The 23,897-nt window shown below is 63.7% G+C and carries 19 protein-coding genes; 6 read left to right on the top strand and 13 right to left on the bottom strand.

What is annotated here, in order from left to right; genetic code table 11:
- Positions 1-355: 355 nt before the first annotated feature.
- The 7 genes from E5W87_RS09415 to E5W87_RS09385 are packed head-to-tail and all read right to left on the bottom strand — an operon-like array spanning position 356 to position 7,916.
- Positions 356-1,411, bottom strand: a complete 1,056-nt coding sequence (locus E5W87_RS09415) for an ornithine cyclodeaminase (protein WP_292396342.1) — start codon at positions 1,409-1,411, stop codon at positions 356-358.
- A gap of 28 nt (positions 1,412-1,439) precedes the next feature.
- A complete protein-coding gene (locus tag E5W87_RS09410) occupies positions 1,440-2,069 on the bottom strand; it encodes an FMN-binding negative transcriptional regulator (protein WP_292396340.1) in 630 nt (209 codons plus the stop codon).
- A gap of 4 nt (positions 2,070-2,073) precedes the next feature.
- On the bottom strand, positions 2,074-2,955 hold the full coding sequence (locus E5W87_RS09405) for a branched-chain amino acid ABC transporter permease (protein WP_292396338.1): 882 nt from the start codon (positions 2,953-2,955) through the stop codon (positions 2,074-2,076).
- Positions 2,956-2,958: 3 nt separating this feature from the next.
- Positions 2,959-3,663, bottom strand: a complete 705-nt coding sequence (locus E5W87_RS09400) for an ABC transporter ATP-binding protein (RefSeq protein ID WP_292396336.1) — start codon at positions 3,661-3,663, stop codon at positions 2,959-2,961.
- Positions 3,664-3,667: 4 nt separating this feature from the next.
- Positions 3,668-4,840, bottom strand: a complete 1,173-nt coding sequence (locus E5W87_RS09395; protein ID WP_292396334.1) for an ABC transporter substrate-binding protein — start codon at positions 4,838-4,840, stop codon at positions 3,668-3,670.
- Between the two features lie 32 nt (positions 4,841-4,872).
- On the bottom strand, positions 4,873-6,708 hold the full coding sequence (locus tag E5W87_RS09390; RefSeq protein WP_292396332.1) for a branched-chain amino acid ABC transporter ATP-binding protein/permease: 1,836 nt from the start codon (positions 6,706-6,708) through the stop codon (positions 4,873-4,875).
- Positions 6,709-6,749: 41 nt separating this feature from the next.
- Positions 6,750-7,916, bottom strand: a complete 1,167-nt coding sequence (locus tag E5W87_RS09385; RefSeq protein ID WP_292396330.1) for an FAD-binding oxidoreductase — start codon at positions 7,914-7,916, stop codon at positions 6,750-6,752.
- A 147-nt stretch (positions 7,917-8,063) separates the two neighbouring features.
- On the opposite strand from E5W87_RS09385, the gene E5W87_RS09380 reads away from it, so the two are divergent.
- The 5 genes from E5W87_RS09380 to E5W87_RS09360 are packed head-to-tail and all read left to right on the top strand — an operon-like array spanning position 8,064 to position 13,057.
- Complete coding sequence (locus tag E5W87_RS09380) at positions 8,064-9,017, top strand: MurR/RpiR family transcriptional regulator (RefSeq protein WP_292396328.1); 954 nt, start codon at positions 8,064-8,066, stop codon at positions 9,015-9,017.
- Positions 9,014-9,661: a cysteine hydrolase family protein gene (locus E5W87_RS09375; protein ID WP_292396326.1), complete on the top strand. Its 648-nt coding sequence runs from the start codon at positions 9,014-9,016 to the stop codon at positions 9,659-9,661. The genes E5W87_RS09380 and E5W87_RS09375 overlap by 4 nt, the downstream gene beginning before the upstream one ends.
- Entirely contained in the window at positions 9,658-10,977 is a 1,320-nt protein-coding gene (locus E5W87_RS09370; RefSeq protein ID WP_292396324.1) for a glutamine synthetase, read from the top strand. The genes E5W87_RS09375 and E5W87_RS09370 overlap by 4 nt, the downstream gene beginning before the upstream one ends.
- Positions 10,977-11,744: an N-formylglutamate amidohydrolase gene (locus E5W87_RS09365; protein ID WP_292396322.1), complete on the top strand. Its 768-nt coding sequence runs from the start codon at positions 10,977-10,979 to the stop codon at positions 11,742-11,744. Before E5W87_RS09370 ends, E5W87_RS09365 begins: the two co-directional genes overlap by 1 nt.
- A complete protein-coding gene (locus E5W87_RS09360; protein ID WP_292396320.1) occupies positions 11,741-13,057 on the top strand; it encodes an aspartate aminotransferase family protein in 1,317 nt (438 codons plus the stop codon). The genes E5W87_RS09365 and E5W87_RS09360 overlap by 4 nt, the downstream gene beginning before the upstream one ends.
- A 42-nt stretch (positions 13,058-13,099) precedes the next feature.
- Here E5W87_RS09360 and E5W87_RS09355 read toward each other — a convergent pair whose 3' ends face one another.
- Positions 13,100-13,786 (bottom strand): D-lyxose/D-mannose family sugar isomerase, encoded by a 687-nt coding sequence (locus tag E5W87_RS09355; RefSeq protein WP_292396318.1) that lies wholly within the window; start codon positions 13,784-13,786, stop codon positions 13,100-13,102.
- 144 nt (positions 13,787-13,930) lie between these two features.
- Here E5W87_RS09355 and E5W87_RS09350 point away from each other — a divergent pair, with 144 nt between their 5' ends.
- Positions 13,931-14,989 carry a D-TA family PLP-dependent enzyme gene (locus E5W87_RS09350; protein ID WP_292396317.1) on the top strand — a complete coding sequence of 353 codons (1,059 nt, stop codon included), beginning with the start codon at positions 13,931-13,933 and terminating at the stop codon, positions 14,987-14,989.
- A 34-nt stretch (positions 14,990-15,023) separates the two neighbouring features.
- On the opposite strand, the gene E5W87_RS09345 is transcribed toward E5W87_RS09350, so the two are convergent.
- The 5 genes from E5W87_RS09345 to E5W87_RS09325 all read right to left on the bottom strand — a co-directional run.
- A complete protein-coding gene (locus E5W87_RS09345) occupies positions 15,024-16,613 on the bottom strand; it encodes a sulfotransferase (protein ID WP_292396313.1) in 1,590 nt (529 codons plus the stop codon).
- Positions 16,614-16,711: 98 nt separating this feature from the next.
- A complete protein-coding gene (locus tag E5W87_RS09340; RefSeq protein ID WP_292396312.1) occupies positions 16,712-17,362 on the bottom strand; it encodes an outer membrane beta-barrel protein in 651 nt (216 codons plus the stop codon).
- A gap of 253 nt (positions 17,363-17,615) precedes the next feature.
- On the bottom strand, positions 17,616-18,377 hold the full coding sequence (locus tag E5W87_RS09335) for a heme ABC transporter permease (RefSeq protein ID WP_292396311.1): 762 nt from the start codon (positions 18,375-18,377) through the stop codon (positions 17,616-17,618).
- A 97-nt stretch (positions 18,378-18,474) separates the two neighbouring features.
- Positions 18,475-20,247 (bottom strand): glucan ABC transporter ATP-binding protein/ permease, encoded by a 1,773-nt coding sequence (locus E5W87_RS09330; protein ID WP_128243913.1) that lies wholly within the window; start codon positions 20,245-20,247, stop codon positions 18,475-18,477.
- Between the two features lie 359 nt (positions 20,248-20,606).
- Positions 20,607-23,897: glycosyl hydrolase family 65 protein (locus E5W87_RS09325; RefSeq protein ID WP_367118808.1), on the bottom strand; the 3,291-nt coding region annotated here is incomplete at its 5' end.

The raw sequence follows: 23,897 nt of genomic DNA, 5'->3' as shown, positions 1-23,897 counted from the left end.
AATATACGCTATTCGGCTGCTGCTGTCACCCTGCCACAAGGGGGAATGCTAGGGTAATCGCTTGAGGCTGCGCTGCCCTCAGCCACCTGCGCTCCCGCATCCGATCTGCCCCTTGTGGGCAGGGCAATCGCATATGGGTAAGAGCCCCCTCACCCGGATTGCCAACCGAATTGCGAAGGGCAATTCGGGGCAATCCGACCTCTCCCCGAGGGGAGAGGAGATCGCCAGCGTTGATGCCGGCCTCTTCTCCCCAGCGGGGAGAAGGTGGCCGCGAAGCGGCCGGATGAGGGGGACCCCATATGCGATTGCACGGCCCGCAAGGGGATCAGCTTCGCCGCTGGCGCTACACCGCCGCCTAACCCGCCTTCGCCACCACTGCCGCTCTGAGCAGCATGCCGAACAGATCGCGCGGCTCGTCGGGGTCGGCCAGCATGTCGAGTTCCTGGTAGAGGCCGGTTAATCGCAACTGATCCCTGACATAGCGCAGCGCCGAGAAATCCTCGATGGCGAAGCCGACGGAATCGAACAGCGTGATCTGGGCCGGGTCGCGCCTTCCTTGTACGACGCCGGTGATGACCTGCCACAGCTCGGTCACCGGATGATCCGGTGCAAGCTGCTGGATCTCGCCCTCGATGCGGGTCTGCGGCGGGTATTCGACGAAGATGTCGGAGCGCAGCAGGATGTCGCGATGCAGTTCGGTCTTCCCAGGACAATCGCCGCCAACCGCATTGATGTGCACGCCTGAGCCGACCATGTTGTCGGTGAGGATGGTGGCATACTGCTTGTCGGCGGTGACGGTGGTGATGATCTGCGCCCCTTCAACGGCTTCTTCGGTGGACCGGCAGGCGACCATGTCGAAACCAAAGCCAGCGAGATTGCGGATGCACTTTTCCGTTGCCGAGCGGTCGATGTCGTAGAAGCGCAACCTGCGCACACCGAGCAAGGCCTTGAAGGCCAGCGCCTGGAATTCGGCCTGGGCACCGTTGCCGATCAGCGCCATACAGTCGGCGCCGACCGGCGCCAGGTGCTTGGCCGCCAGCGCCGACATCGCCGCCGTGCGCAGCGCAGTCAGGATGGTCATTTCCGACAGCAGCACGGGGTAACCGTTGTGGACATCGGCGAGCATGCCGAAGGCGGTCACCGTCTGGCGGCCTTCGCGCATGTTCTTGGGGTGGCCGTTGACATATTTGAAGCCATAGACCTCGCCGTCGCTGGTCGGCATCAGCTCGATAACGCCCTCGGCGCTGTGCGAGGCGACGCGCGGCGACTTGTCGAAGGCTTCCCAGCGGCGGAAGTCATCCTCGATGTAGAAGGCGAGTTCGGTGAGGAAGCGTTCGACGCCGACCTTCAGCACCAGCTTCATCATGTGGTCGACGCTGACGAAGGGGACGATGTTGAGATTGGGGATCATTTTGTCCTTGCCCGCATTCCTGCGACGGTCAGTCCTTGCGATGCGCGTTGTGCGCCTTCATCATCGTCGCCAGCGCCGGATCGCTCCGCTCCAGTGTGCCAATCGCGGCATTGGTATCGTAAAGCCGTTCGTCCTGCCCCATCTTGAACTTGGCCTCGAGCCGTTCGATCGGCAGGTCGAAGCCAAGGATGTGCGGTATGCGCCGCTCCATGCCGCCCGGCCCGAGTTCGCGCATGTGCCAGCGGTCGTCGCGGTCCTTTTCCAGCACGTCGACAAGCTGCAGCAGGTGGCGGGCGGTGGCGTGATCGTCGAGCTGAAACGGCCGGCCATGGCAATGGACGACGGCGAAATTCCAGGTCGGCGCGCTGTCGCGCACCGGGTTGCGCGGATACCAGGATGGCGAGATATAGCCGTGCGGCCCGTGGAAGATTGCGATCGTCTCCCTGCCCTCTGATATCAGCGCGCTGTGCGGGTTTTGCCTTGCGAGATGCGACACCAGGGTGCCGTTCGTTCCCCGCTCACGGTCGAGTACGATAGGCAGATGTGAGGCGACGAGCCCTTGCGGCCCTGATGTCACCACCGTGGCGAAGGCGGCCGTCTCGATCAGGCCGAACACCTCGTCCAGCGACAGCGGCGCGAATTCGGGCTTGGTGTACATGGGCTCAGCTTCTCTGCACGCGAACCGCCGGGATCAGGCCTTGCGGCCGCACCAGCAGCACGGCGATGACACCCGACAGCACGATGGCATCACGATAGGGTGCGACCGCCGCCGGCAGCGTCGCCTGCAACAGCACCTCGATGATGCCGAGCAGGAAGCCGCCGGCGACAGCACCGGGCAGACTGCCAAGCCCGCCGACGACGGCGGCGATGAAAGCCTTCAGCACCGGCGTGAAACCCATCAGCGGGTCGACGGAGGCGCGCTGCGCCACCCACAGCATCGCCGCCAGCCCGGCCAGCAGGCCGGAGAGCAGGAAGGCGGTGGCGATGATGCGGCTGGCCGGGATGCCCATCAGCCGCACGACGTTGAAATCCTCGGCCGCGGCGCGCATCGCCGTGCCGATCACGGTGCGCCGCAGGAAGAGTTCCAGCGCAATCAGGGCCAGTGCCGAGACGACGATGGAGATGCTCGGGCCGACGCCGATGGTGAAATCGCCGAACGAGAAGGCGCCGGTCATCCAGCTGGGCATGGCGACAGCCTGCGGCCGGGCCGAGATGCCGTTCTGGAAAACGACTTTCAGAAGGCTCGAAACGGCGAAGCTGGTCAAAAGCAGGCTGGTGACGCTGGCGCCGCGCATCGGGCGGAAAGCAACGCGCTCCATGGCAATTGCCGCGAGCGCGCCGCAGGACACGGCGACGAGCACCGCCGCCGGAAACGGCAGACCGAAAACCAGCGCGGCAAGCAAGGCATAGCCCGACAATGTCATCAGCTCGCCATGAGCGAAGTTGATCAGGCCGACGATGGAAAAGACGATCGCCAGCCCCAGTGCCAGCAAAGCATAGACGCCGCCGAGGCTCACCGCATTGATGATCTGCTGCGCGATCATGGTTCAGGCTCCGAGATAGGCTTGGCGGACAAGGTCCGAACTGGCGAGTTCCTTCGCGGTGCCCGACAGCACCACCTCGCCATTGGCGAGCACGATGGCGCGGTCGGCGATCTCCAGCGCCAGCGCCACGTTCTGTTCGACCAGGAGGATGGTCAGGCCGTTGCGGCGCAATTCGGCGATCAGGTCGAAGACGGTGTCGATCAGCTGCGGGGCAAGGCCGAGTGACGGCTCGTCGAGCAGCACCATGCGCGGTTTGCCCATCAATGCGCGGGCGATCGCCAGCATCTGCTGCTCGCCGCCCGACAAATTACCGCCCTTGACTCGATGGTAGCGCCGCAGAATCGGAAACAGCTCCAGCATCTCCTCTTCGCGCGCCCTCGCCTCCATCGCCGGCAGGTGCATCGCGCCGCCGAGACGCAGATTGTCGGCCACGGTCAGGCCGGCGAAGATGCGCCGGCCTTCCGGCACCAGCGACACACCCTTGCGGGCGATCGCCTCCGGCGCCAGGCCGGTGATGTCGACGCCGTCGAAGACCACTTTGCCCGACACAGCCGGCACCAGCCCGGCGATGGCGCCAAGCGTCGAGCTCTTGCCGGCGCCATTGGCGCCGACCAGCGCGATGATCTCGCCGCTGTCGACGGCGAGATCGACGCGGCGCACCGCCTCGACCTCGCCGTAGCGTATTTTCAGGGCTTCGACGCTCAGCATGATGTCACGGTGCCGGCACGTCGGCGGCGGCGGGGATCATGGTCTGGATGTGCTTGCCCTCGCCGCCCTCATAGCGCATCAGCGCCACGGGTCTCAGCGGCATGCGGTCGGTGCCGGCATAGGTGATCTTGCCGGTGATGCCGTCGAAATCCTTGAGGCCGGCAATGGCGTCGCGGATCGCCTTGGGATCATCGGAGCCGGCCGTCTTGACCGCCTGGTCGAGGATCAGCCCGATCTCGTAGCCGTTCACCTCATAGGTCGATTCCGGCGCGTGGCCGGCAGATTTGGTGAAGGCGGCATTGAAAGCCTCCAGCTTGCTGCCCGGCTCGGCATAGCCGGCTGCCGTGTAGACGACGCCGTCGACCAGCTTGCCCAATCCCTTGATGGTCGGCGTGCCGATGGCATCGGCGCCATAAACCGGAATGGTGACGCCGGCGCCACGCAATTGCTGGATGAACGCCGGGAAATCAGGCTCGTATGCGGCTGTCATGATCAGGTCCGGCTGGTCGGCGAGGGCCTTGATGTTGGTGATCTCGGCGGAAAAGTCCGGCTGGCCCATGGTGAAAGTACCGCGGCCGACGACAGCTCCGCCCTTCTTTTCAAACACCTTGCCGAAATATTCGGGCAGGTTGGCGGTGTAGGTGGAATCCGGCGAGGTCAAGAGAAAGACCTTCTTCTTGCCTTCGGCGACGGCGAAGTCGGCGACTGCGGTCGCCTGCACATTGTCGGCCGGATAGGTGCCGAACATGACGTCGCCGACCGCGGCGGTGAGCACCGGGGCGGAGCCGCACAGCGTCAATGTCGGAATGCCGAGCGGCTGGGTGAGCTGGCCGGCCGAGATCGAGGGATCGGCGTCGCACGGCGTGATCATGATCTTGGCGCCGGCATCGATCAGCTCCTGGGCGACGGTGGCGGTCTGCGCCGTGTCGGATCGGGTGTCCTTGATGATCAGCTTGACGGTGTATTTGCCTGCGAGACCGCCCTTGGCGTTGAGTTCGTCCAGCGCCATGCGCAGGCCGGCAAGTGCCGGCTGGTCGTAGGGAGCAAGGCCGCCGGTCTGCGCGGTCGCGGCGCCAATGATGATCTCCTCGGCCGAAGCGGTGGAAACGATGGCGACGGTCGTGCCGAACACCGCCGCATAGAGGGCGGCGCGGTGAAGGCGATAAAGCTTTGGCATGTCGGTTCTCCTTCTGGATTTGTTATCGTTGGCTATGCGGTTTCACTTGCAGGCGTTTCGTTGGCAGGCGTTTCTTGCCCCGTCTTGGCGCGGGCGGTGCGACTCCCGAGATAGGCGGCGATGACGGCGGGGTTCTTCTGCACCTCGGCCGGCGTGCCATCGGCGATGACGCGGCCATGGTCGATGACGACGATGCGTTCGCACAGGTTCATCACCAGCCGCATGTCATGCTCGATCAGGACGACGCCGATGCGGCGCTCGGTGCGGACGGCCGACAGGATGGAAACCAGCTCGGCGGTCTCGACCGCGTTCATGCCGGCGGCGGGCTCGTCGAGCAGCAGGAAGCGTGGCTTCAGCGCCAGCGCCCGCGCCACCTCCAACCTGCGGCGCTGACCATAGGCAAGCCTGGCGGCGGGCTGATCGGCAAATTTCTCCAGGCCCATGCGGGAAAGCTCACGCATTGCCGCCGCCTCGGCACTGGCAAGATCGGGCTCGACCGAGCGGGCGGCGACCACGACATTTTCCAGCACGGTCATCTGCGGGAAAACGCGGATGTTCTGGAAGGTGCGGGCAACGCCGGAGCGGGCGAAGCGGAAGGCCGAGGCCCGCCTCACCGAACCGCCGATCGACACGCCGCCAGCGCTCGGCTCGACGTCGCCGGCCAGCATGTTGAGCAGCGTCGTCTTGCCGGCACCGTTCGGGCCAATAATGCCGGTGATGCTGTCGGTGTCGAAGCTCAGCGTGACATCGTCGACGGCGACGACGCCGGCAAAGCGCCGCGACAGATGATCGGCGGCGAGCCGATCGCGCTCGGCATGCAGCGGTGGCGCAGCCGGGACCGTCGCGGCCTGGCGACCGGGCCGGCGCAAAAGGTTCAGCTCGCGCTCGCCGAACAGGCCGGTCGGCCGCCGCCAGATGACCAGGATCATGGCAATGGCAAGCACGCCCTGGGTCAGGCCGAACAGCACCGGCAGGTGCAGGCCGAGCACCTCGCCACCGCCTTCGAAGCGACGCACCACCTCGATCACAACGATGGTGACGACAACGCCGGCAAAGGCGCCGAGCGAGGAGCTCATGCCGCCGACGATGAGCATGGCGAGCAAGGTGAAGCCGAGGTCGAAATAGAAATCGCGCGGCGAGAAAGCGCCGAGGAACTGCGCCATCATGGCGCCGGCGGCCATGGCGGCGACCGCGCCCACCACCCAGGCGGCCAGACGCGAGGTGCGCTGGTCGACGCCGACGGCGGCGGCACCCCGCTCGTCATTGGCGGCGGCGCGGGTGGCAAGGCCGAAGGCGGTTTCCCGGAACAGCCTTGCCGCCACCAGCGCCACCGAAGCGACGCCGATAGCGGTCCACAGCCCGATCTCGCGCGGCACACCGTAAAAGGGCTGACTGCCGCGGGTGACCTCGCGCCCGGCGACCAGCAGTGTGTAGACGATGATCAGCATGGCGAGCGTGGCGATAGACGCGCTCGATCCCGACAGCCTGAGCAGAGGCATGCCGGTCAGAAGGCCGATGACGATCGCAAGGACGATGACGACGGCGAGTGCGGCGAAGAAGGAGAGTTCACAACCAGCGAGGAACTGCGGCAAGTCGCGCAACGCGGTGCGCTGCAGTGCCGCCGGCATGGTCAGGATGCCGGTGGCATAGGCGCCGAGACCGACGAAAGCGGCGTGACCGAAGGAGACGATGCCGCTGTTGCCGGAGAATATCTGCAGGCCAAGCACCGCCGTCAGCATGATAGCGGCGTAGGTGACGACGCGCTGCATGGCGGCGCCACCGAAGAAGAAGACAATGAGCGCTCCCAGCAACAGCACCGCCACCATGCAAAGGGCATCGGCGCTGGCGTTGCGGAACGCGGCGGGCATGAAGGACCGCATCCTTCCCTCGCTCATCGCCGCCGACGCCATCAGGCGGCCTTGAAGCGGCTGGGCGAAAACGGCGCCAGGATCGGCTGGGCGCCTTCGGTGACCAGACTGGCCACCGCTTCGCCGACCGCCGGGCCGGTCTTGAAACCATGGCCGGAGGAGCCGGCCGAAACGAACAGACCGTCGACGCCTGGCATGGCGCCGATCACCGGCAGGTCGTCGGGGCTCATGTCGTAAAGCCCGGCATAGCCGGGGCGGATCCCGAGATCGGCCATCGCCGGCACGCGCGTCGCGAAGGTCTCGAGTATCCCCACCGATTCTGATTCCTCGACGCCTTCCATATAGCTGTCGGGATTGTCGACAAAACGTGGGCGGCCGGCCTGTTCGTGGCGCACCCCGGTGCCGCCGCCGGCCCAGGTGCCGGCAAGGATGACGCCGTCATTGTCGGGCCGCGCATAGTTGCAGGAGATGTCGTCGCACCAGGCGAAAGGCATGACCTGGCGCGCCTTGCCGGCGGCGTCGAGCACCGCCATCGGATGACGCTCGACATGCAGAGGCAGATCGAGACCGACCGTCGCCAGCAAGCGGCGCGTCCATGGTCCGGCGGCGAGCACCACGGCATCGGCCTTCAGCACCGTTCCATCGGCGAGCGCGACGCCGCTGATGCGGTCGCCTTCTTTTACAAGCCGTTCGACGAGGCTGTTCTGCATGATCCTGGCACCGCGTGCCTTGGCAGCGCGGGCAATTGCATTGGTGGCACCGAAGGCGTCGGCATAGCCGTATTCGGGCTCCCATAGCGCCAGCGCGACATTGTCCAGCGCAAAGCCGGGCGCGGCATCGGCAAAGGCTTGCGGCGACAGCGTCTCGATCAATGCGCCCTCGCTGCGAATCCGTTCGGCGGCGACCTTCCAACTCGCTTCATTGTCGTTGCCGCAGACCCACATCATGCCGACTTCCGTGACGAAGGGGCCCTCGCCTGAGATCTCCGGCAGCGACACCAGGATCTCGCGGCCACGGATGGCAAGCTGCGACAGTTCCGGCATCAAATAGAAGGCGTGCAGCAGGGCCGAGGACTTGCCGGACGGCCCGCCGGCGGGATGCGTCTGCTCGACAAGCGTCACTGTCACGCCGGACGCTGCCAAATAATAGGCAGTGCTCGAACCAACGATCCCCGCACCGACGACAATGACGTCGCTTCCGTTCCGCATGGCTGTTCCCCGCAGTCTCTTGGCTGCTTTCCAACAAAGCTAAGACCAGTCGTCCGGCTATGTCAACATCTCTTCATTCTTGACCGAAATTAAAATGTCTGTAATAAACTCGACAAAACGAGAGAACACTGACTTCGGGGAGGCCAAATGGCGATACGCGACGTTCTGATGCGAGGGGATCTTGCGTTGACGCCGTCGGAGGAAAAGATCGTCCGGCTGCTTTTGACCGACTATCCAACCTCCGGCCTTGGCACCGCTTCGTCACTCGCCCGGCGCGCCGGCGTCAGCGACCCGACCGTGGTCAGGCTGGTGGTGAAGCTCGGCTATGACGGATTTCCGGACTTTCAGGCCAAGCTTCTGGCCGAGGTCGAGGCCAGGCTGCATTCGCCGCTGCTGATGATGGAAGCCAAGCGGCCGTCAGGCGCGGAAGACAGCGCCATCCTCGCCTATCTCGGCTCCGTCGGCGCTGCGCTCGAGAAGTCTGTCAGCCTGACGCCGTTGCAGAGCTACGAGCGTGCCGCCCGTTTGCTGATGGAGACCAAAGGTGAGGTGGTCATGCTTGGCGGCCGTTTCAGCCGCCACATCGCCAGCATGTTCGCCGGCTACATGCTGCAATTTAGGCCGGGTGTGCGCGACCTCGGCACGTTGTCGGGACAGGCCTTCGACACGCTGGCCGATCTCGGCCGCCGCGACGTGTTGGTCGTTTTCGATTATCGCCGCTACCAGTTCGATGTCATCGACTACACCAGGCAGGCGGCGGCACGCGACGTGCGCATTGTGCTGTTCACCGACCAATGGCTGTCGCCGATCGCCGATCTCGCCGAGGTCACCATCGTCAGTCCGCTGGAAGTCGCCTCCCCATACGACACGCTGGCGCCGGCGATCGCGCAGATGGAGGCGCTGGTCGCCCACATCGTCTCCACGCTGAGCGATGGCGCCCGCGAACGCATCGAAAAGTTGGAGGAGGTGCGGCATGCCAATGCCGTGACCCTCGACAGTGCCGGCTCCGAAGAAACCGGGACGCGCAGGACGCCCGGGCCCAAATCAGCCCAACCTAGATCAGTCCAATCCAAATCAGTGAAGCAGGACCAGAAAGCATGACGCCAGCACTGCCAAAACGAAACGAGCCCTTCCGGGCCGGCGAAACCGCGCTGCTTCTGGTCGACATGCAACGTGTCTGGCTGGAGCCCGGCGCCGATCCGGCGCATCCGGAGCGCGGCCCTGACCATTATTTCTACCGGCAGACGGCGTCGCAGACGATCCCCAACCAGGAGCGCCTGCTGGCGGCCGCCCGTGCCAATGGCGTCGAAGTGATCCACACCATCATCCAGAGCCTGACGGAAGACGGCCGCGACTGTTCGCTCGACCACAAGCTGACGCCGATCCATATCGCGCCCAGCCGGCCGGAAGGCCTGCCTGTGCCGTCGCTGGCGCCGGTCGGCGACGAGATCATGCTGCCGAAGACGTCGTCGGGCGTCTTCAACTCGACCAACATCGATTATGTCTTGAAGAACCTCGCCGTGCGTTACCTGATCGTTGCCGGCATCATGACCGACCAGTGCGTCGACATGGCGGTGCGCGACGCCGCCGATCGCGGCTACCTCGTCACCTGCGTGTCGGATGCTTGCGCCGCCGCCACGCAGGAGCGCCATGACGGTGCGCTCAAGGCATTTGGCGGCTATTGCTGGATCGCCGACACCGCCACCGTCGCCGCCCGCTTCGAAGCCTTGGGAAAAACTGCATGACATCGACCGTCGAACCGCTCGTTGCCGTCGTCACCACCGATCTCTCCGCCATCACGCGCGGCCGCTCGGTCGTCGAAAGCAAGCTGCAGAAGATCGCCGCCACCGGCGTCGGCTGGCTGCAGGCCAATCTGTCGCTGACGCCATTCAATTCCATCGTCGATCCCAATCCTTGGGGTTCGTCCGGCGATGTGCGGCTCATTCCTGATCTCAACGCGCGTTTTCGGACAGTGCTGACCGGATCGGCGACGCCCTTCGACATGGTCGCCGGCAACATCGTCGAACTCGACGGCAGCCCGTGGGTCGGTTGCACGCGAACTATGCTCAGGGATGCGCTGGCGGAGTTGAAGGCGGCGACCGGGCTTTCCGTCATCGCCGCCTTCGAGCATGAATTCCATATCGAGGGCGACTTTGTGCCGGGGCATTCGCTGTCATTCCAGGCGCTGCGGCGGACCGACCCCTTCGCGCCAAATCTGATGGCGGCGCTGGAGGAAGCGGGGGTCGCGCCAGAAGTGGTGATCGCCGAGTTCGGCAACGAGCAGTTCGAGGTGACACACGAGCCTGCCGATGCGCTTGCCGCGGCCGACCGCGCCGTCGCCATCCGCGAAATCACCCGCGAAGTCGCGCGCAATGCCGGCTGGCGCGCCAGCTTCACGCCGAAGGCCGCTCCCGACGCCGTCGGCAACGGCGTCCACATCCATTTCAGCTTCGTCGATGCGGCCGGCAAGCCGGCGACCTACGACCCAGCACGACCGGGCGGCCTTTCCAGCCAGGCCGGCGCCTTCTGTGCCGGCGTGCTTCGCCATCTGCCTGGTATCACCGCGATGACGGCGGCGAGCGTGTCGTCCTACTACCGCCTGAAGCCGCACAGCTGGAGCTCGTCCTACACCTGGCTTGCCGATCGCGACCGTGAGGCGTCCTTGCGCATCTGTCCGACGGTGACGATCGGCGGGCGCGACCCGGCGCGGCAGTACAACATCGAATACCGGGCCGCCGACGCCACCGGCAATCCCTATCTGTCACTGGCGGCCATCGTGCGCGCGGGACTGGAAGGGCTGAAGGCCAAGCTGCCGACGCCACCGCTGGTCACCGGCGACCCGACGCTGATGAGCGAGGCGGAGCGCAAGAAGCTTGGCCTCGTACGCCTGCCGGAAACCCTGCCGGCGGCGCTCGACGCGCTCGCCACCGACAGCACCGTCACCGGATGGTTCGCGCCGGTCTTCATCGAGACCTTCGTCGGCCTCAAGCGGCATGAGACCGAGCGCCTTGCCGGTCTCGATCCGGTGGCTGTCTGCGACCTCTACCGGACGCTTTATTGATGGCTGCGCAGCTTGCAACTGAATGGCCGGCTGCCGTCGACGTGCTCAACGAAAATGGCCGCTCCGACATCGTGCTGCTGTGCGAGCATGCATCCAACCACATTCCGGCGGAATATGGACAGCTCGGGCTCGATATCAGCCATTTGCAACGTCACATCGCCTGGGATATCGGCGCCGCCGAAGTGACGCGCCGTCTGTCACTGCTGCTCGATGCGCCTGCCTTCCTCAGCGGCTATTCACGGCTGCTGATCGACCTCAACCGGCCGCTGGGCACGAGCGGCAGCATTCCTGTCCTGTCTGAAGATACCGACATTCCCGGCAATGTCAGGCTCGACCCGGCGGAGCAGGCCCGGCGCGCCGAAATCATGTTCATGCCTTTCCACGATCGGGTGGCCGCTCATCTCGACCGCCGGGCGAAGGACGGCAGGCCGACGCGGATCGCGACGATCCACAGCTTCACGCCGGTCTTCCTCGGGATTTCCAGGCCATGGCATGCCGGCGTGCTTTACGACCGCGCCGGCGATTTCGGTGAAGCGATCCTCTCCGGCCTGCGCAACGACACAGCTATCAACGTCGCGGCGAACGTGCCTTACGTGATCAGCCGCGACGCCGACTACGCCGTGCCCATCCATGGCGACGACCGCGGCATTCCCGCCGTCCTCATAGAAATCCGGCAGGATCTGTTGTCGAGCCGCTCCGGTATCGAGGCGTGGGCGAACCGCCTGGCCGCCGCCTTGCCCGCGCAGCAGAAGGAGAAGGCGTCATGAGCAATCTCAGCCTGCGCGAGCGCGACGCGGCAACGATCGCCCAAATCGGCAAGCTGCGCTTCTCACCGCTGAGCGTCGTGGGCGGCCAAGGCAACCGGCTGATCGAGGAAGGAGGCCGCTCACTGCTCGACCTGTCCGGCTCGGCCGGTCCGGCAATCCTCGGTTACGGCCATCCGGCCATCATCGCGGCGGTCGAGGCCTCGATCCGCGACATGGCCGGCGCCAGCCTCTTGCTCTACCCGAACGAACCAGCGGTTTCGCTGGCGGAGCGGCTGCTGGCGATCACGCCGGGCGATGGCGAACGGCGCGTCTGGTTCGGCCATTCCGGGTCGGACGCCAATGACTGCGCGGTGCGCGTGCTGCAGGCCACGACAGGCCGCTCACGCTTCATCTCCTTCATCGGCTCCTATCACGGCAACCTCTCCGGCTCGATGGGCATCAGCGGCCATACCGCCATGACCCACACGCTGCCAAGGCCGGGCGTGCTCCTGCTCCCCTACCCCGATCCGTTCCGGCCGCAGTTCAGCGCCGAGAACGTGCTTGCATTGCTCGACTACCAGTTCGAGACCACCTGCCCGCCGCATCAGGTCGCGGCGGTGTTCATCGAGCCGCTGATGTCGGATGGCGGGCTGATCGTGCCGCCGCCCGGCTTCCTCAAGGCGTTGCAGGAACGTTGCCGCAGGCATGGCATCAGAATAGTCGTCGACGAGGTCAAGGTTGGGCTGGCCCGCAGCGGCATGATGCATTGCTTCCAGCATGAAGGTCTGACGCCCGATCTCGTCGTGTTCGGCAAGGGCATCGGCGGTGGCCTGCCGCTGTCGGCCGTTATCGGCCCGAAGGAGATCATGGATCACGCACCGGCCTTCGCGCTGCAGACGACCGCCGGCAATCCCGTGGCGACGTCCGCCGGCAACGCTGTGCTGAAGACGATCGACAGCGAAGGCTTGGTCGAGCGCTCGGCGCGCATCGGCACGCTGTTCTCAGATGCGCTGCGGGCGCTCGCCGCAAAACACGAGATCATCGGCGACGTGCGCGGGCGCGGCCTTGCCGTCGGCGTCGATCTGGTCAAGGACCGCAAGACGCGCGAGCCGGTCGCGGCAACGACGACGGCCAAGATCATCTATCGCGGCTACGAACTGGGCGCGGCCTTCACCTATGTCGGGCTGAAGGCCAATGTGCTCGAATTCATGCCGCCGCTGACGCTGACCGAGGACGAGGTTGCCGAGGGCCTGGCCATCGTCGACCAGGCGATCGCCGACGTGATGGCAGGCGAGGTCTCCGACGCGGACGTCGCTTCCTTCATGATGTGGTAGCTCAGGCCAGATGAAAGGCGGCGCGCCCGCCACCGGGAAAAGCTAACCCACCCACTTTTCGTAGTCGGACACAAGCAGGTGCAGCGGCGCGACATCCTCGTCGATGTCCGCGAAGCGGCCGATCGGCTCACGAAAGACATTGTCGGTGAGATCGTCATTGACGGTCGAAACCTCGCCGATCAGCACATCCTTGCCCTCGGCCCAGAAGGCATGCCAGACGCCCGGCAGAAGCGTGACGCTCTGTCCTGGGTCGAGCTTCAGGAGCCCGCCCGCCGGCAGCCTGTGGATGGTTCCGTCGACAGGCACTGATACCTCGGCCTTCGGATCGATGCCGCCATCGCGATCGTGCATGAACAGTTCCAGCACCAGTTTGCCGCCACCACGGTTGATGATGTCTTCGGCTTTGATGTTGTGGCGATGCATCGGCGACAACTGATCCTTGCGCGAGATCATGATTTTTTCGGCATAGAGCATGCCCATGCCCTTCTTCATGTCTTCGTAGCGACCATTGCGAACGGTGAATAGGAAGAGGCCGAGATCGTTGAACTTGCCCTGGCCGTAGTCGGTGATGTCCCAGCCGAGCCGGGAGGAGAAGATGGCCGACGAATCCTGCCGGCGCGCCTTCATCTCTTCCGGCGACCAATAGGCAAAGGGTGGCATGATGTAGCCGAACGAACGGATGAAGGCATCGGCGTCGCGGATGATGTCGTTGACGGTGGAACGTTTCATGGTCGTGAATCCTTCTTCAGGCGGCGCCTACAGCGCATAGCCGAACACCGATCCGGTGTCGACGTAAACTGCATGAGCTGGCCTCATGACATCCGGTCCGATCAAGGCCATAAGTTCGAGCGAATTCCTGACGGTGACAATCCCATGCGCAGCATAGATGACCTCGATACGCCGGCGATCCTGATCGATGTCGACCGCGCCGAAGCCAACATCGCGCGGGCGCAGGCCCATGCCGACCGCCATGGGCTGAAGCTCAGGCCGCATATCAAGACCCACAAATTGCCTTACTGGGCCAAGAAGCAGATCGCTGCGGGCGCCGTTGGCATCACCTGCCAGAAGATCGGTGAGGCCGAGGTGATGGCCGATGCCGGCCTCACCGACATTTTTCTCCCTTACAACATTCTGGGCAAGGCCAAGCTCGAGCGCCTCAAGGCGCTGCACGGCCGTGTGAAGCTGTCGGTGACATCAGACAGCATGGAAACGCTTGGAGGTCTCGCCGCCATCTTCACCGATCCAGGCCAGCCGCTACAGGTGCTGGTGGAATGCGATACCGGCATGGGCCGCTGCGGCGTCCAGTCGGCCAGCGAGGCGGTCGCATTGGCCAGAGAGATCGACAAGGCCAAGGGGCTCGCCTTCGGCGGGCTGATGACCTATCCGGCGGCAGGCCGCGCTGCCGAGGCCGAGACGTGGCTCGCAGGGGCACGCGATGCGCTTGCGGCGTCCGGTCTTGCCTGCCAGCGCATCTCCAGCGGCGGCACACCCGACATGTGGCGCTCGGGCGAAGACAGCGTCGTCACCGAATACCGCCCCGGCACCTACATCTATCTCGACCGCTACCAGGTCGCCAAAGGCGTCGGAAGCCTCGACGATTGCGCGCTGACGGTGCTGTCGACGGTGGTCAGCCATCCGACGCCGACACGCGCCATCCTCGATGCCGGCAGCAAAGCCTTGTCCAGCGACACGTTGGGGCTCCCCGATTTCGGCGAATTGCTCGGCGTTCCGGGCGCCACCGTCACGGGCCTCAGCGAGGAGCACGGCAACATCACGCTTTCCGGCGACGCCAGGCTGCGTATCGGCGAGCGCGTGCGCGTCGTGCCCGACCATTGCTGCGTGGTCACCAATCTATTCGACGAAGTCCACCTGATCGCCGGAGAACGGGTGCTGGAGACGCTGCCGGTGGCGGCGCGCGGAAGGATGGGGTGAGATCGAGGCCGTTCGGACCGAACGACCGTTTGGATCAGGGTTGGACAAGCGGACCCAGTGCAGCCCTCAATGGATCGAGAGCATCGCCGTACAGTTTCCAGCGCTCGACCGAGGACGAATAGATCGGCTGGCGCACCTGCCAGCGGCTTGGCGTGCGCACCGTGCGCTCGGTTTCGTGGAAACGCAGACACGCATCGTCCCATTCGACGCCGAGGAATCCGATCAATCCGCGGGCTTGGATCTCGAAATCAGCCACCGTTTTTTCGTAGGGCATGTCGTGGATGGCAAGCGGCACGACCTTGGTCCAATGGCGCATCAGGCGATCATATTGCCGGTAATACTGCCCAAGCTTGGTCAGATCGGCATTGTAGCCGTGGGCATCGGAGAAATTGTGCATGAAACAGGACGTGCAATTGTCCATCGGGTCACGCCGGCAATGGACGATGCGGGCATTTGGCAAAATGAGGCTGATGAAGGCCAGCAGCTCGAAATTATGCGGCATCTTGTCGACGACACGTGCCGCCTTGCCGTTGCGCTTGTTGAGATGGTCGAGATATTTCGAGCCAAGCTCCCTTGCCTTCGCCGGTGTGAGCGCCGCCATGGCCTTGGCGAAAATCGCCGGATCAAGCTGGTCGAATCCAAGTTCGCCAGCCAATGTGCGGATGGTCGGCAGTTCACCGGCACCATGGATATCGTGATGGCTGGCGCATATCTGCTCGGTCAACGTCGTTCCTGAACGTGGCATACCGACAATGAAGACCGGACGTTCGGATGGATTGCCGAATTTTGGCCGGGCTTCGAAAAAGGCGGCGTCGAAAGTCTCGATGAAACTGTCATAGAGCCGCGTGTGCAGGGCAATGTTGAAATCATTGCCGGAAATTGCCTTGGCCCTCGTGAAATGGTGGATTGCCAGGCGATACTCGCGCTGATCGTTGAGGATTTTTCCGGCGGCGTGATGCAGGTAAATCCGCTCGCGATCGGTGGTCATCGGCAGTTCGAGGCGGGCCCGCACCAAAGCCAGGACTGGATCGTCCTTGACGGCCCGACGTGCGAGCGCCAGCCCGGACAGCGCCTCGACATTCGCATTGTCGATGGCGATGGCACGGTCAAAGCATTCGACCGACTCGGCTTGCCGGCCCATATCGGTGAGCAGGTCGCCCATGCCGACAAGCGCTGTCAGCGACTGGCCATCGACCGCCAGCGCACGGCGATAGAAACCCTCGGCGATGTCGCCGTCAAGCTGGCTCCGGTAGGATTTGCCGAGATTGCATAACGCCTCGACAAGCCGCCCGTCGAGCTCGATCGCTTTTTTCAGGTGCTTGCGCGCCAGCTCGATGTTGCCGATCAGGTTGTAGGCGTTGCCGAGATTGTTGCGGAAAATGGCGTTGCCCGGTTCGAGCTTGACCGCGCTCTTCATAAAGTCGATGGCAGTCTCGTTTTGCTGGGCCTCGATCGCCAACGTGCCCATCAGATTGAGCGCCATGGCATTTTTTGGCTGCCGGCGAAGCACGGTCTGGTAGCAGAACTCGGCTTCGCGAAAGCGCTTGCGCCGCTGCAAGTCGATGCCGCGCTGCAAGGTCTCAAGCGACGACTCGCCGGCGGGCGGGAGAAAATCCTGGACCATGGCCGGAAGTCCAACAGGCTGCCGGCGCGGCAAGAGCGGCATCCTTCACCCCCAATCGCCTGCGACGGCAGTTAACCTGCAGCAAGAATTCAAAGCAATCAGAATTTGAATGTAACGCCGAGTTGCAGATTGTGGGAATTCAGCTTGCCGTCCGAGAACACAGCATCGCCTTCGCGCGAGGAATCGAAGTCGACGGCGGAGACGGCCTTGAACCTGTAGCCGAAATCGAGGTCAATATTCTGCGCCAGCGCGTACGTGACGCCGGCTCCCACCTGGCCGGCAAAACCCCACCCACCAGATCCGTATCCATATTCGTGACCGCCCCAAGTTGTGTCGGCGGTGACATAGGCGGCGCCGATGCCGCCGCCTACATAAAGCTTGGCATCTCCAAAATGGGCAACGTCGGCCCAGACGTTGGCGAGCAGGTAGGTAGCGGACAAATCGCCGTCAGCCGGATATCCGTGATAGACAGTCTCGTCATACGTACTCGCCTTGTAGCGCGCATAAGACAGTTCACCTTCGACGCGGAACATATCATTGATCCGCCTACCGACGACGCCGCCGACCACGAAGCCGGTATCGAAGTCCATCGAAAAGTCTCGGTTGTAATAGGCTGCTGAATGCGTTTTCACGTCATTCGGGAAGCTGGCGCCACCAAATAGCGTGACGTACCACAGGTCCTGGGCCGCAGGGACTTCGACCGCCGCGTCGGCGGCATTGGCTGAGTTCCAGCCGAGCGTCAAGGCCATTGCGGAGACACCGGCAAGCAGACGCACTTTCATCGACAAAATCCCCCTCGACAAATCAACAGGCAAATATAATGCATCACTTCCGGTGCATGGCTTAGCTGTCAACAGTGAAAACGGGGGTGGAGTCGAAGTTATGGAGATCGCTGTTGCAGCCTTGCAACATGCCTGCTTCGGCCGGTCACAGATAATGTTGACGGCAGATACCTGGTTGTCGGCGAATTAGAGTGAAATGACGGCCACGTCGGGCGCCTCTCTAATGGTGCTTATCGGCCTGCCTCGCCGCGACACGGCGCATGGAAATGACCCGGCGACGTCGGATTTCCGTGCGCATCGCCATCAGATGCAGCGCGAAGAACAGCACGGTGAAGCCCAGAGCCATCACCAGCAACGGCCGCAACAGGCTGGGATCGATGGTCGGCCCGCCGAGCCGGAACACCGAAGCCGGCTGATGCAGCGTGTTCCACCAGTCGACCGAGAATTTGATGATCGGGATGTTGATGAAGCCGACCAGTGTGATGATTGCGGCGGCCCAGGCGGCGCGCGCCGCATCGTCGAGTGCCCGCGTCAGCGCGATGATGCCGAGATACATCAGAAACAGAACGAAGACCGAGGTCAGCCGCGCGTCCCACACCCACCAGGTGCCCCACATCGGCTTGCCCCAGATCGAACCGGTGATCAGCGCGAGCGCTGTAAAGACGGCGCCGATGGGTGCCGCCGATTTCAGCGCGACATCGGCCAGCGGATGGCGCCATACCAGCGTCCCCAACGCGGAAACCGCCATCAGTGTGAAACACATCATGGCCAGCCAGGCGAAGGGCACATGGATATACATGATGCGCACGGTGATGCCTTGCTGGAAATCCTCCGGCGCCGTGAAGCTCATATAGAGCCCGGTGGCCAGGAGGAGTGTGGCGATAGTCACCAGCCACGGCACCGCCCTATCTGCCAACCCGACAAATCGCGTCGGGTTGGCGAAATCCATCCAGCCGCTGAGGCGTGAGGTCAGGTCACTCATGCGGCTTTACATAAACCGGCGATGCGTTTGGGGCAATCGAGTGGTGGTGTCGCAGGCGGGGCTTCCCCTTCTCCCGCAGCGGGAGAAGGGAAAGAACTCAGGCGGCCTCGTCTGTGATGGTGCGGCTGAGGCGGCGGACTTCCTCGTCGTTGAGCAAGCCGCCGGCGCGCAGCAGGCTGGCAAAGCGGCCATTGCGCATCGACAATTCGGCAAACCCACCCATTTCAACCACCTTGCCCTTGTCCATGAACACGACCAGATCGGCATCGCGAACGGTGGTCAGGCGGTGGGCGATGATGAAGGTGGTGCGGCCGCGCCGCAATTCATCGATCGCTTCCTTGACGCGGTCTTCCGTCTCGACATCGAGCGCGCTGGTCGCTTCGTCGAGCACCAGGATGGGCGAATCCTTCAGCACGGCGCGCGCGATCGCGATACGTTGGCGCTCGCCGCCCGAAAGCTGTCCGCCGCGTTCGCCGACGACCGTGTCATAGCCGTTGCTCTTCGACAGGATGAAATCCTGCGCGGCAGCAGCATTGGCGGCAGCGTGGACCTCATCATAGGTCGCCTCGGCGCGCCCGACACGGATATTGTCCTCGATCGAGCGGTTGAGCAGGCCCGCATCCTGGAACACGGTGGCGATCGAGTGGCGCAGCGACTTGCGGGTCACCGTGCGGGTATCGATGCCGTCGATCAGGATACGGCCGCTGGACGGCGCAAAGACGCGCTGCAAGAGATTGATGAGCGTGGTCTTGCCTGCGCCAGTCGGACCGACGATGGCCACGGTCTGGCCGGCACGGACCTCGAACGAAACATCGTTCACGCCCTGACCCGAATTGGCGAATTCGAAGCTGACGTTTTCGAAACGCACATGACCGGTGACGTTGCCGAGGTCACGCAACCCGTCCGGCTCGGCGGCGTCGGCCGCGGAGTCCTCAAGGCGATAAAATTCCTCGAGCTTGGCCCTGGCTTCCGAAATCTGGTTGGCGAAGGCCGACATCTGGTCGAGCCGGGCAATCAGCAGCGTGGCAAAGCCGGTAAAGGCAATGACGTCACCGATACGCAATTGGCCATGCATGACCAGATAGGAGCCGATCAACAGCACGACCATCATCGAAATGGTCGACGACAGGCGGTGCAGAGCATTGGCCAATGCCCACCAGTCAAGCACCGGATATTGGGCATCAAGCAGATTCTTGACATAACGCTTCAAGGCGTCGGTCTCGTGGCCGATGCGATTGTAGCTCTGCAGCACGGCGACATTGCTGACCGAGTCGCTCACATGCGCGAACACCTTGTGAAAGTGCCGCTCCACTGACGCTTGGCCTTCCTTGGTACGACGCATCACCAGCCGCCCGATACCGACGTAGAGCGCGCCCAGCGCCAGCAGGACCATCGACATGCGAATATCCATGCTGATCGCCGTCGGCACCAGCAGAACCAGTGCGACAACAGTGGACAAATGCTGCCTCATGAACTCAAGCCAGAGGCTGAACAAGGTCTCGACCGCGCGCAAAAGCGTATGCAGGGAGTTGGAGGTGCCGCGCTGATGATGCCAAGCAAGCGGCATGGTGATCACGCGCTCGAATGACTGGCAAAGGACCTCGCTGCGCCGCGCATGGGCAAAGCGGTCCGCGCCGCGCGCCACCAGAACGAAGGCGACGACGTTGAAGACGCCGATACCGGCCCATACGCCAAGCGTCGAAAAGACCGAGCCGCCGTCCGAAATAGCATCAATCACCCGTCCGAACATGATCGGCTCAAGGATGGCGATAATGGCGAGCGCGATGTTCGCTCCGCAGATAAACGCCACGCGTTTCCTGTCGGCAGCGAGATAACCGAGCGCTCTCCAGTAGATTTGCAGAAGGGACACTTCAGCTACTCCGGCAAATTGTTATTGTGCACTGCATCATTTTCTGACTCGTACCTGTTGACGTGTCGCGAAACAATGCTCGTGTACCCCTTCAGTTCCCAATTCGCGAACAAAAGATGGCGACGCTGCGAAATCTGTCGTGATCACCTAACAGTTTGAGAAAAAAGGTAAAATGTCAGCCTTACGGCAAAATCATGGCAGGCTGCAAGCACTGCCTCAATTTTAATCAGCAAATGGTTATGTACGAGTTTCTAAAGCTGCATCGGCTTTTCGGAAAGCTGATGCACGGTAGAATTTCTAGAACATCCTTAAACAACGCGCGTCCCCAAGGCGTGTAAAGACGCTCCAAATCCTTGAAACTACGCCGGTATCCTGACGACCACCTCGGCCTTGTCGCCGGCTTTCGGTTCGAAAGACGAAGCCTTCGTCTTTTTACCATTTATCTCAAGCGAGATGGCTTTGACCTTGGCGTCACGGACAACGCGAACCCTGAGCTCGGCCCCCAGCACCTTGAGCGTTGCCGCATAACCATCCCAATGGCTGGGGAGTTTCGGCTTGAACTGGATGCGCTCTCCCCTGCGCTCAATGCCGAGGATGCCTTCGACCGCCGCGCGATAAAGCCAGCCGGCCGAGCCGGTATACCAGGTCCAGCCGCCGCGGCCGCCCTTGCCTTGCCCGGCATAGACGTCGGCGGCGACGACGTAAGGCTCGACGCGGTAGTGCTCGGCAGCGGCCTCGTCGAGCGCGTGGTTGACCGGGTTGAGCATCGAGAAACAACGGTAGGCGTCGTCGGTGCGCCCCATTTCGGCGAGCGCAATGACGAACCATGACGCCGCGTGGGTGTACTGGCCACCGTTTTCACGGACACCCGGCGGGTAGCTCTTGATGTAGCCCGGGTCCTTTTCCGTCTTGGAGAAGGGCGGGGTGAAAAGCTTGACGATCTTGAGCTCGTCGTCGACAAGCATCTTCATCGCCTGCTGCATCGCCGTCGTCGACCGCGCCGGATCGCCCTCGCCCGACAGCACACTCCACGACTGGGCAATCGAGTCGATCTTGCACTCCTGTGAACCGCGCGACCCCAGCGGCGTGCCGTCGTCGAAGCTGCCGCGACGATACCATTCACCATCCCAGGCCGTGCTTTCCAGCGCCCGCTTCAGCACGTCTGCGTGTTTTGCCCAGGCTTGCGCGCGCTTGGTGTCGCCTTCCGCCTTGGCGACAGGTGCAAAATCGCCCAGCGTCTTCAGCAGGAACCAGCCCAGCCAGACGCTCTCGCCCTTGCCGTGCTCGCCGACACGGTTCATGCCGTCGTTCCAGTCGCCACCGAGGATCAGCGGCAGTCCGGCGGGGCTGCTGCGCTTGAGGGCAAGGTCGAGTGCGCGCGCGCAATGATCATAGAGCGAAGCGGTCTTCTTCGATATCTCCGGGGTGAAGAAGGCATCGTGCTCGCCTTCTTCTAGCGGCGGCCCGTCGATGAAGGGCAGTTGTTCCCTGAGGACCGCGGTGTCGCCGGTCACCTGCAAGTAGTGCGCCGTGGCATGGGCAAGCCAGACCACGTCGTCGGAAATCATGGTGCGGACGCCTGCCTCGGTGCGCGGCAGCCACCAGTGCTGCACATCGCCTTCGGGGAATTGCCGCCGCGCCGCGTTGAGTATCTGGTCGCGCGCCAGTTTCGGATCGTGAACAAGCAGGGCCAGCGTGTCCTGCAACTGATCGCGGAAGCCAAAGGCGCCGCTCGCCTGGTAAAAGGCGGAGCGGGCGCGGATGCGGCAGGCAAGGCTCTGATAGGGCAGCCAGTGGTTGACCATGGCGTCGAGCGCCTTGTCCGGCGTCTCGACCTGGATGGTGTCGAGAAACCCTCGCCACGTGCGCTCATTGTCAGCCAGCCGCTGATCGAAGTCCTTGCTGCCATGGTGCTGCACCAGGGCGCTGGCTTCCTCGGCAGAGGCTGCATCGCCAAGCAGCCAGAGCAGCGTCACGTCGCCGCCGGCAGGAATGTCGATGTCGCGTGCAATTGCAGCACAAGGATCGTCGCCGGCCTCGACGCGGCCCGATAGGCTGGCGCCGTTGAGCACGGCATGCGGAAGTTCGCTGGTGCCGTGCCGGCCGATGAACTCGCCGCGATCGGCCGTCACCGAATGTGCCGCGCTGTCGGCGGCCAGGAAGGCGACCCGCTCGCTGAAGTCGAGTCCGTAGGGATTTTGCGCCAGCAACGCGCCCGTCGCAGCATCCCTGGACGGAACGATGGTCGCCGCCGTGCGCGAACGATGGCTGCCAAGGACCCATTCCGCATAGGCATAGACGCGCAGGCGCGCCGGCACCGAACCGGTATTCTGGATGCGCAATCGGGAGATTTTCACCGGATCGACAGGATCCACCACATGGGTAAGATCCATCGATAGCGGCCCGCGCGTCGAACGGAAGGTCGAAAAACCCTGCCCGTGCCATGTTTCGTAGGTCATGGCAGGATCGCGCACCACGGCGGCCAGCGGCGAGAACGCCCGGCCGCTGGCAAGATCGTAAATATAGATACCCTCGCCGGGCCGGTTGGTGACCGGGTCGTTCGCCCACGGCGTCAGTTGATAATCGCGGCTGTTTCGGCTCCAGGTGAAGGCAGCGCCTTCAGCCGAAACATGGAAACCGAACGAGGCGTTGGAGACGACGTTGATCCAGGGCTGCGGCGTCGTGCGCCGCCCAGCAAGGCGCACGACATAGTGGCGTCCGTCGCCCTCGAAGCCGCCAAAACCGTTCCACTGGTTGAGCCCGCTGCCGTCGGCACTGCCTTCGATCGAAGCCTGAGCAGTCCATGTCTGTGGCGCCGGCGGAGACGGTTCACGAAGTGCTGGTGCACCCGCCGGCTGCAAGGCGTCCCGCGCTTGCAGCGCAGCGGTCTCGGCGCGCTCGATCTGATCGAAGATGGTGCCGTTGCGCGTGTGCAGGACGACGCGGGCGACGGCGAGCAGCGTCTTGTAGGTCGTCTCGTCCATCAGGTCGCGGCGCACCGCGAATATGTGCTGGCGGGGTCCCAGCTCCTTGCCGCGCAGGCGGCTGTTTTCGCACAGCGTCTCGACCGCCCGCTGCAGGTCCTGCACGTAGGATGAAGCCTGCTCGTTGACGACGACAAAGTCGATCATCATGCCGCGGGCGCGCATATATTCCTGGAAGCGGAGCGCCTGGGCGACGATCTCGAGGTCGGCGACATCGCCGATCCTGACCAGGAAAATCGGAAAATCGCCGGATATGCTGGTCGGCCACAGGCCGGACTGCTTACCGAGCCCGGAAGCGATCGATTCGGCCGGAAGGCGCAGGAACGGATCAGGATAGATCAGATAGCGCGCCAGATTCTGCACATTGGCGGCATCGGCAAGGCTGAGACCGAGATGACGGGTCTGCACCTGCGAGCGGGTCCAGGCGAGCATCGCCTGGCGGGCGAAGGCTTCCGGATGATCGAGCCGCGCAATGGCGTCTTCGAGTTCGGCACGGTTGGCGCCGACGGCAGTCCAGAAGGTCAGCGAGATTTTCTTGTTGGCCGGCACGCGCACCTGCCGGCGAAGCGCTGCGACTGGATCCAGCGTGAAGCCGGAATGGCCGCCAAGCTTGGCGCCTGGATCGAAGGCGGCAGCCTCGACAATGGTGCGGCCGCGGCCGATGAA

The organism is Mesorhizobium sp. (assembly GCF_004962925.1).
Classification (GTDB): Bacteria; Pseudomonadota; Alphaproteobacteria; order Rhizobiales; family Rhizobiaceae; genus Mesorhizobium.
This window is presented reverse-complemented; position numbering and strand designations above follow the sequence as displayed.

Excerpts from the sequence above, each read along its gene's own strand:
- E5W87_RS09415 (WP_292396342.1), bottom strand. The coding sequence starts at position 1,411 with ATGATCCCCAATCTCAACATCGTCCCCTTCGTCAGCGTCGACCACATG.
- E5W87_RS09410 (WP_292396340.1), bottom strand. The coding sequence starts at position 2,069 with ATGTACACCAAGCCCGAATTCGCGCCGCTGTCGCTGGACGAGGTGTTC.
- E5W87_RS09405 (WP_292396338.1), bottom strand. The coding sequence starts at position 2,955 with ATGATCGCGCAGCAGATCATCAATGCGGTGAGCCTCGGCGGCGTCTAT.
- E5W87_RS09400 (WP_292396336.1), bottom strand. The coding sequence starts at position 3,663 with ATGCTGAGCGTCGAAGCCCTGAAAATACGCTACGGCGAGGTCGAGGCG.
- E5W87_RS09395 (WP_292396334.1), bottom strand. The coding sequence starts at position 4,840 with ATGCCAAAGCTTTATCGCCTTCACCGCGCCGCCCTCTATGCGGCGGTG.
- E5W87_RS09390 (WP_292396332.1), bottom strand. The coding sequence starts at position 6,708 with ATGCCCGCCGCGTTCCGCAACGCCAGCGCCGATGCCCTTTGCATGGTG.
- E5W87_RS09385 (WP_292396330.1), bottom strand. The coding sequence starts at position 7,916 with ATGCGGAACGGAAGCGACGTCATTGTCGTCGGTGCGGGGATCGTTGGT.
- E5W87_RS09380 (WP_292396328.1), top strand. The coding sequence starts at position 8,064 with ATGGCGATACGCGACGTTCTGATGCGAGGGGATCTTGCGTTGACGCCG.
- E5W87_RS09375 (WP_292396326.1), top strand. The coding sequence starts at position 9,014 with ATGACGCCAGCACTGCCAAAACGAAACGAGCCCTTCCGGGCCGGCGAA.
- E5W87_RS09370 (WP_292396324.1), top strand. The coding sequence starts at position 9,658 with ATGACATCGACCGTCGAACCGCTCGTTGCCGTCGTCACCACCGATCTC.
- E5W87_RS09365 (WP_292396322.1), top strand. The coding sequence starts at position 10,977 with ATGGCTGCGCAGCTTGCAACTGAATGGCCGGCTGCCGTCGACGTGCTC.
- E5W87_RS09360 (WP_292396320.1), top strand. The coding sequence starts at position 11,741 with ATGAGCAATCTCAGCCTGCGCGAGCGCGACGCGGCAACGATCGCCCAA.
- E5W87_RS09355 (WP_292396318.1), bottom strand. The coding sequence starts at position 13,786 with ATGAAACGTTCCACCGTCAACGACATCATCCGCGACGCCGATGCCTTC.
- E5W87_RS09350 (WP_292396317.1), top strand. The coding sequence starts at position 13,931 with ATGCGCAGCATAGATGACCTCGATACGCCGGCGATCCTGATCGATGTC.
- E5W87_RS09345 (WP_292396313.1), bottom strand. The coding sequence starts at position 16,613 with ATGGTCCAGGATTTTCTCCCGCCCGCCGGCGAGTCGTCGCTTGAGACC.
- E5W87_RS09340 (WP_292396312.1), bottom strand. The coding sequence starts at position 17,362 with ATGGCCTTGACGCTCGGCTGGAACTCAGCCAATGCCGCCGACGCGGCG.
- E5W87_RS09335 (WP_292396311.1), bottom strand. The coding sequence starts at position 18,377 with ATGAGTGACCTGACCTCACGCCTCAGCGGCTGGATGGATTTCGCCAAC.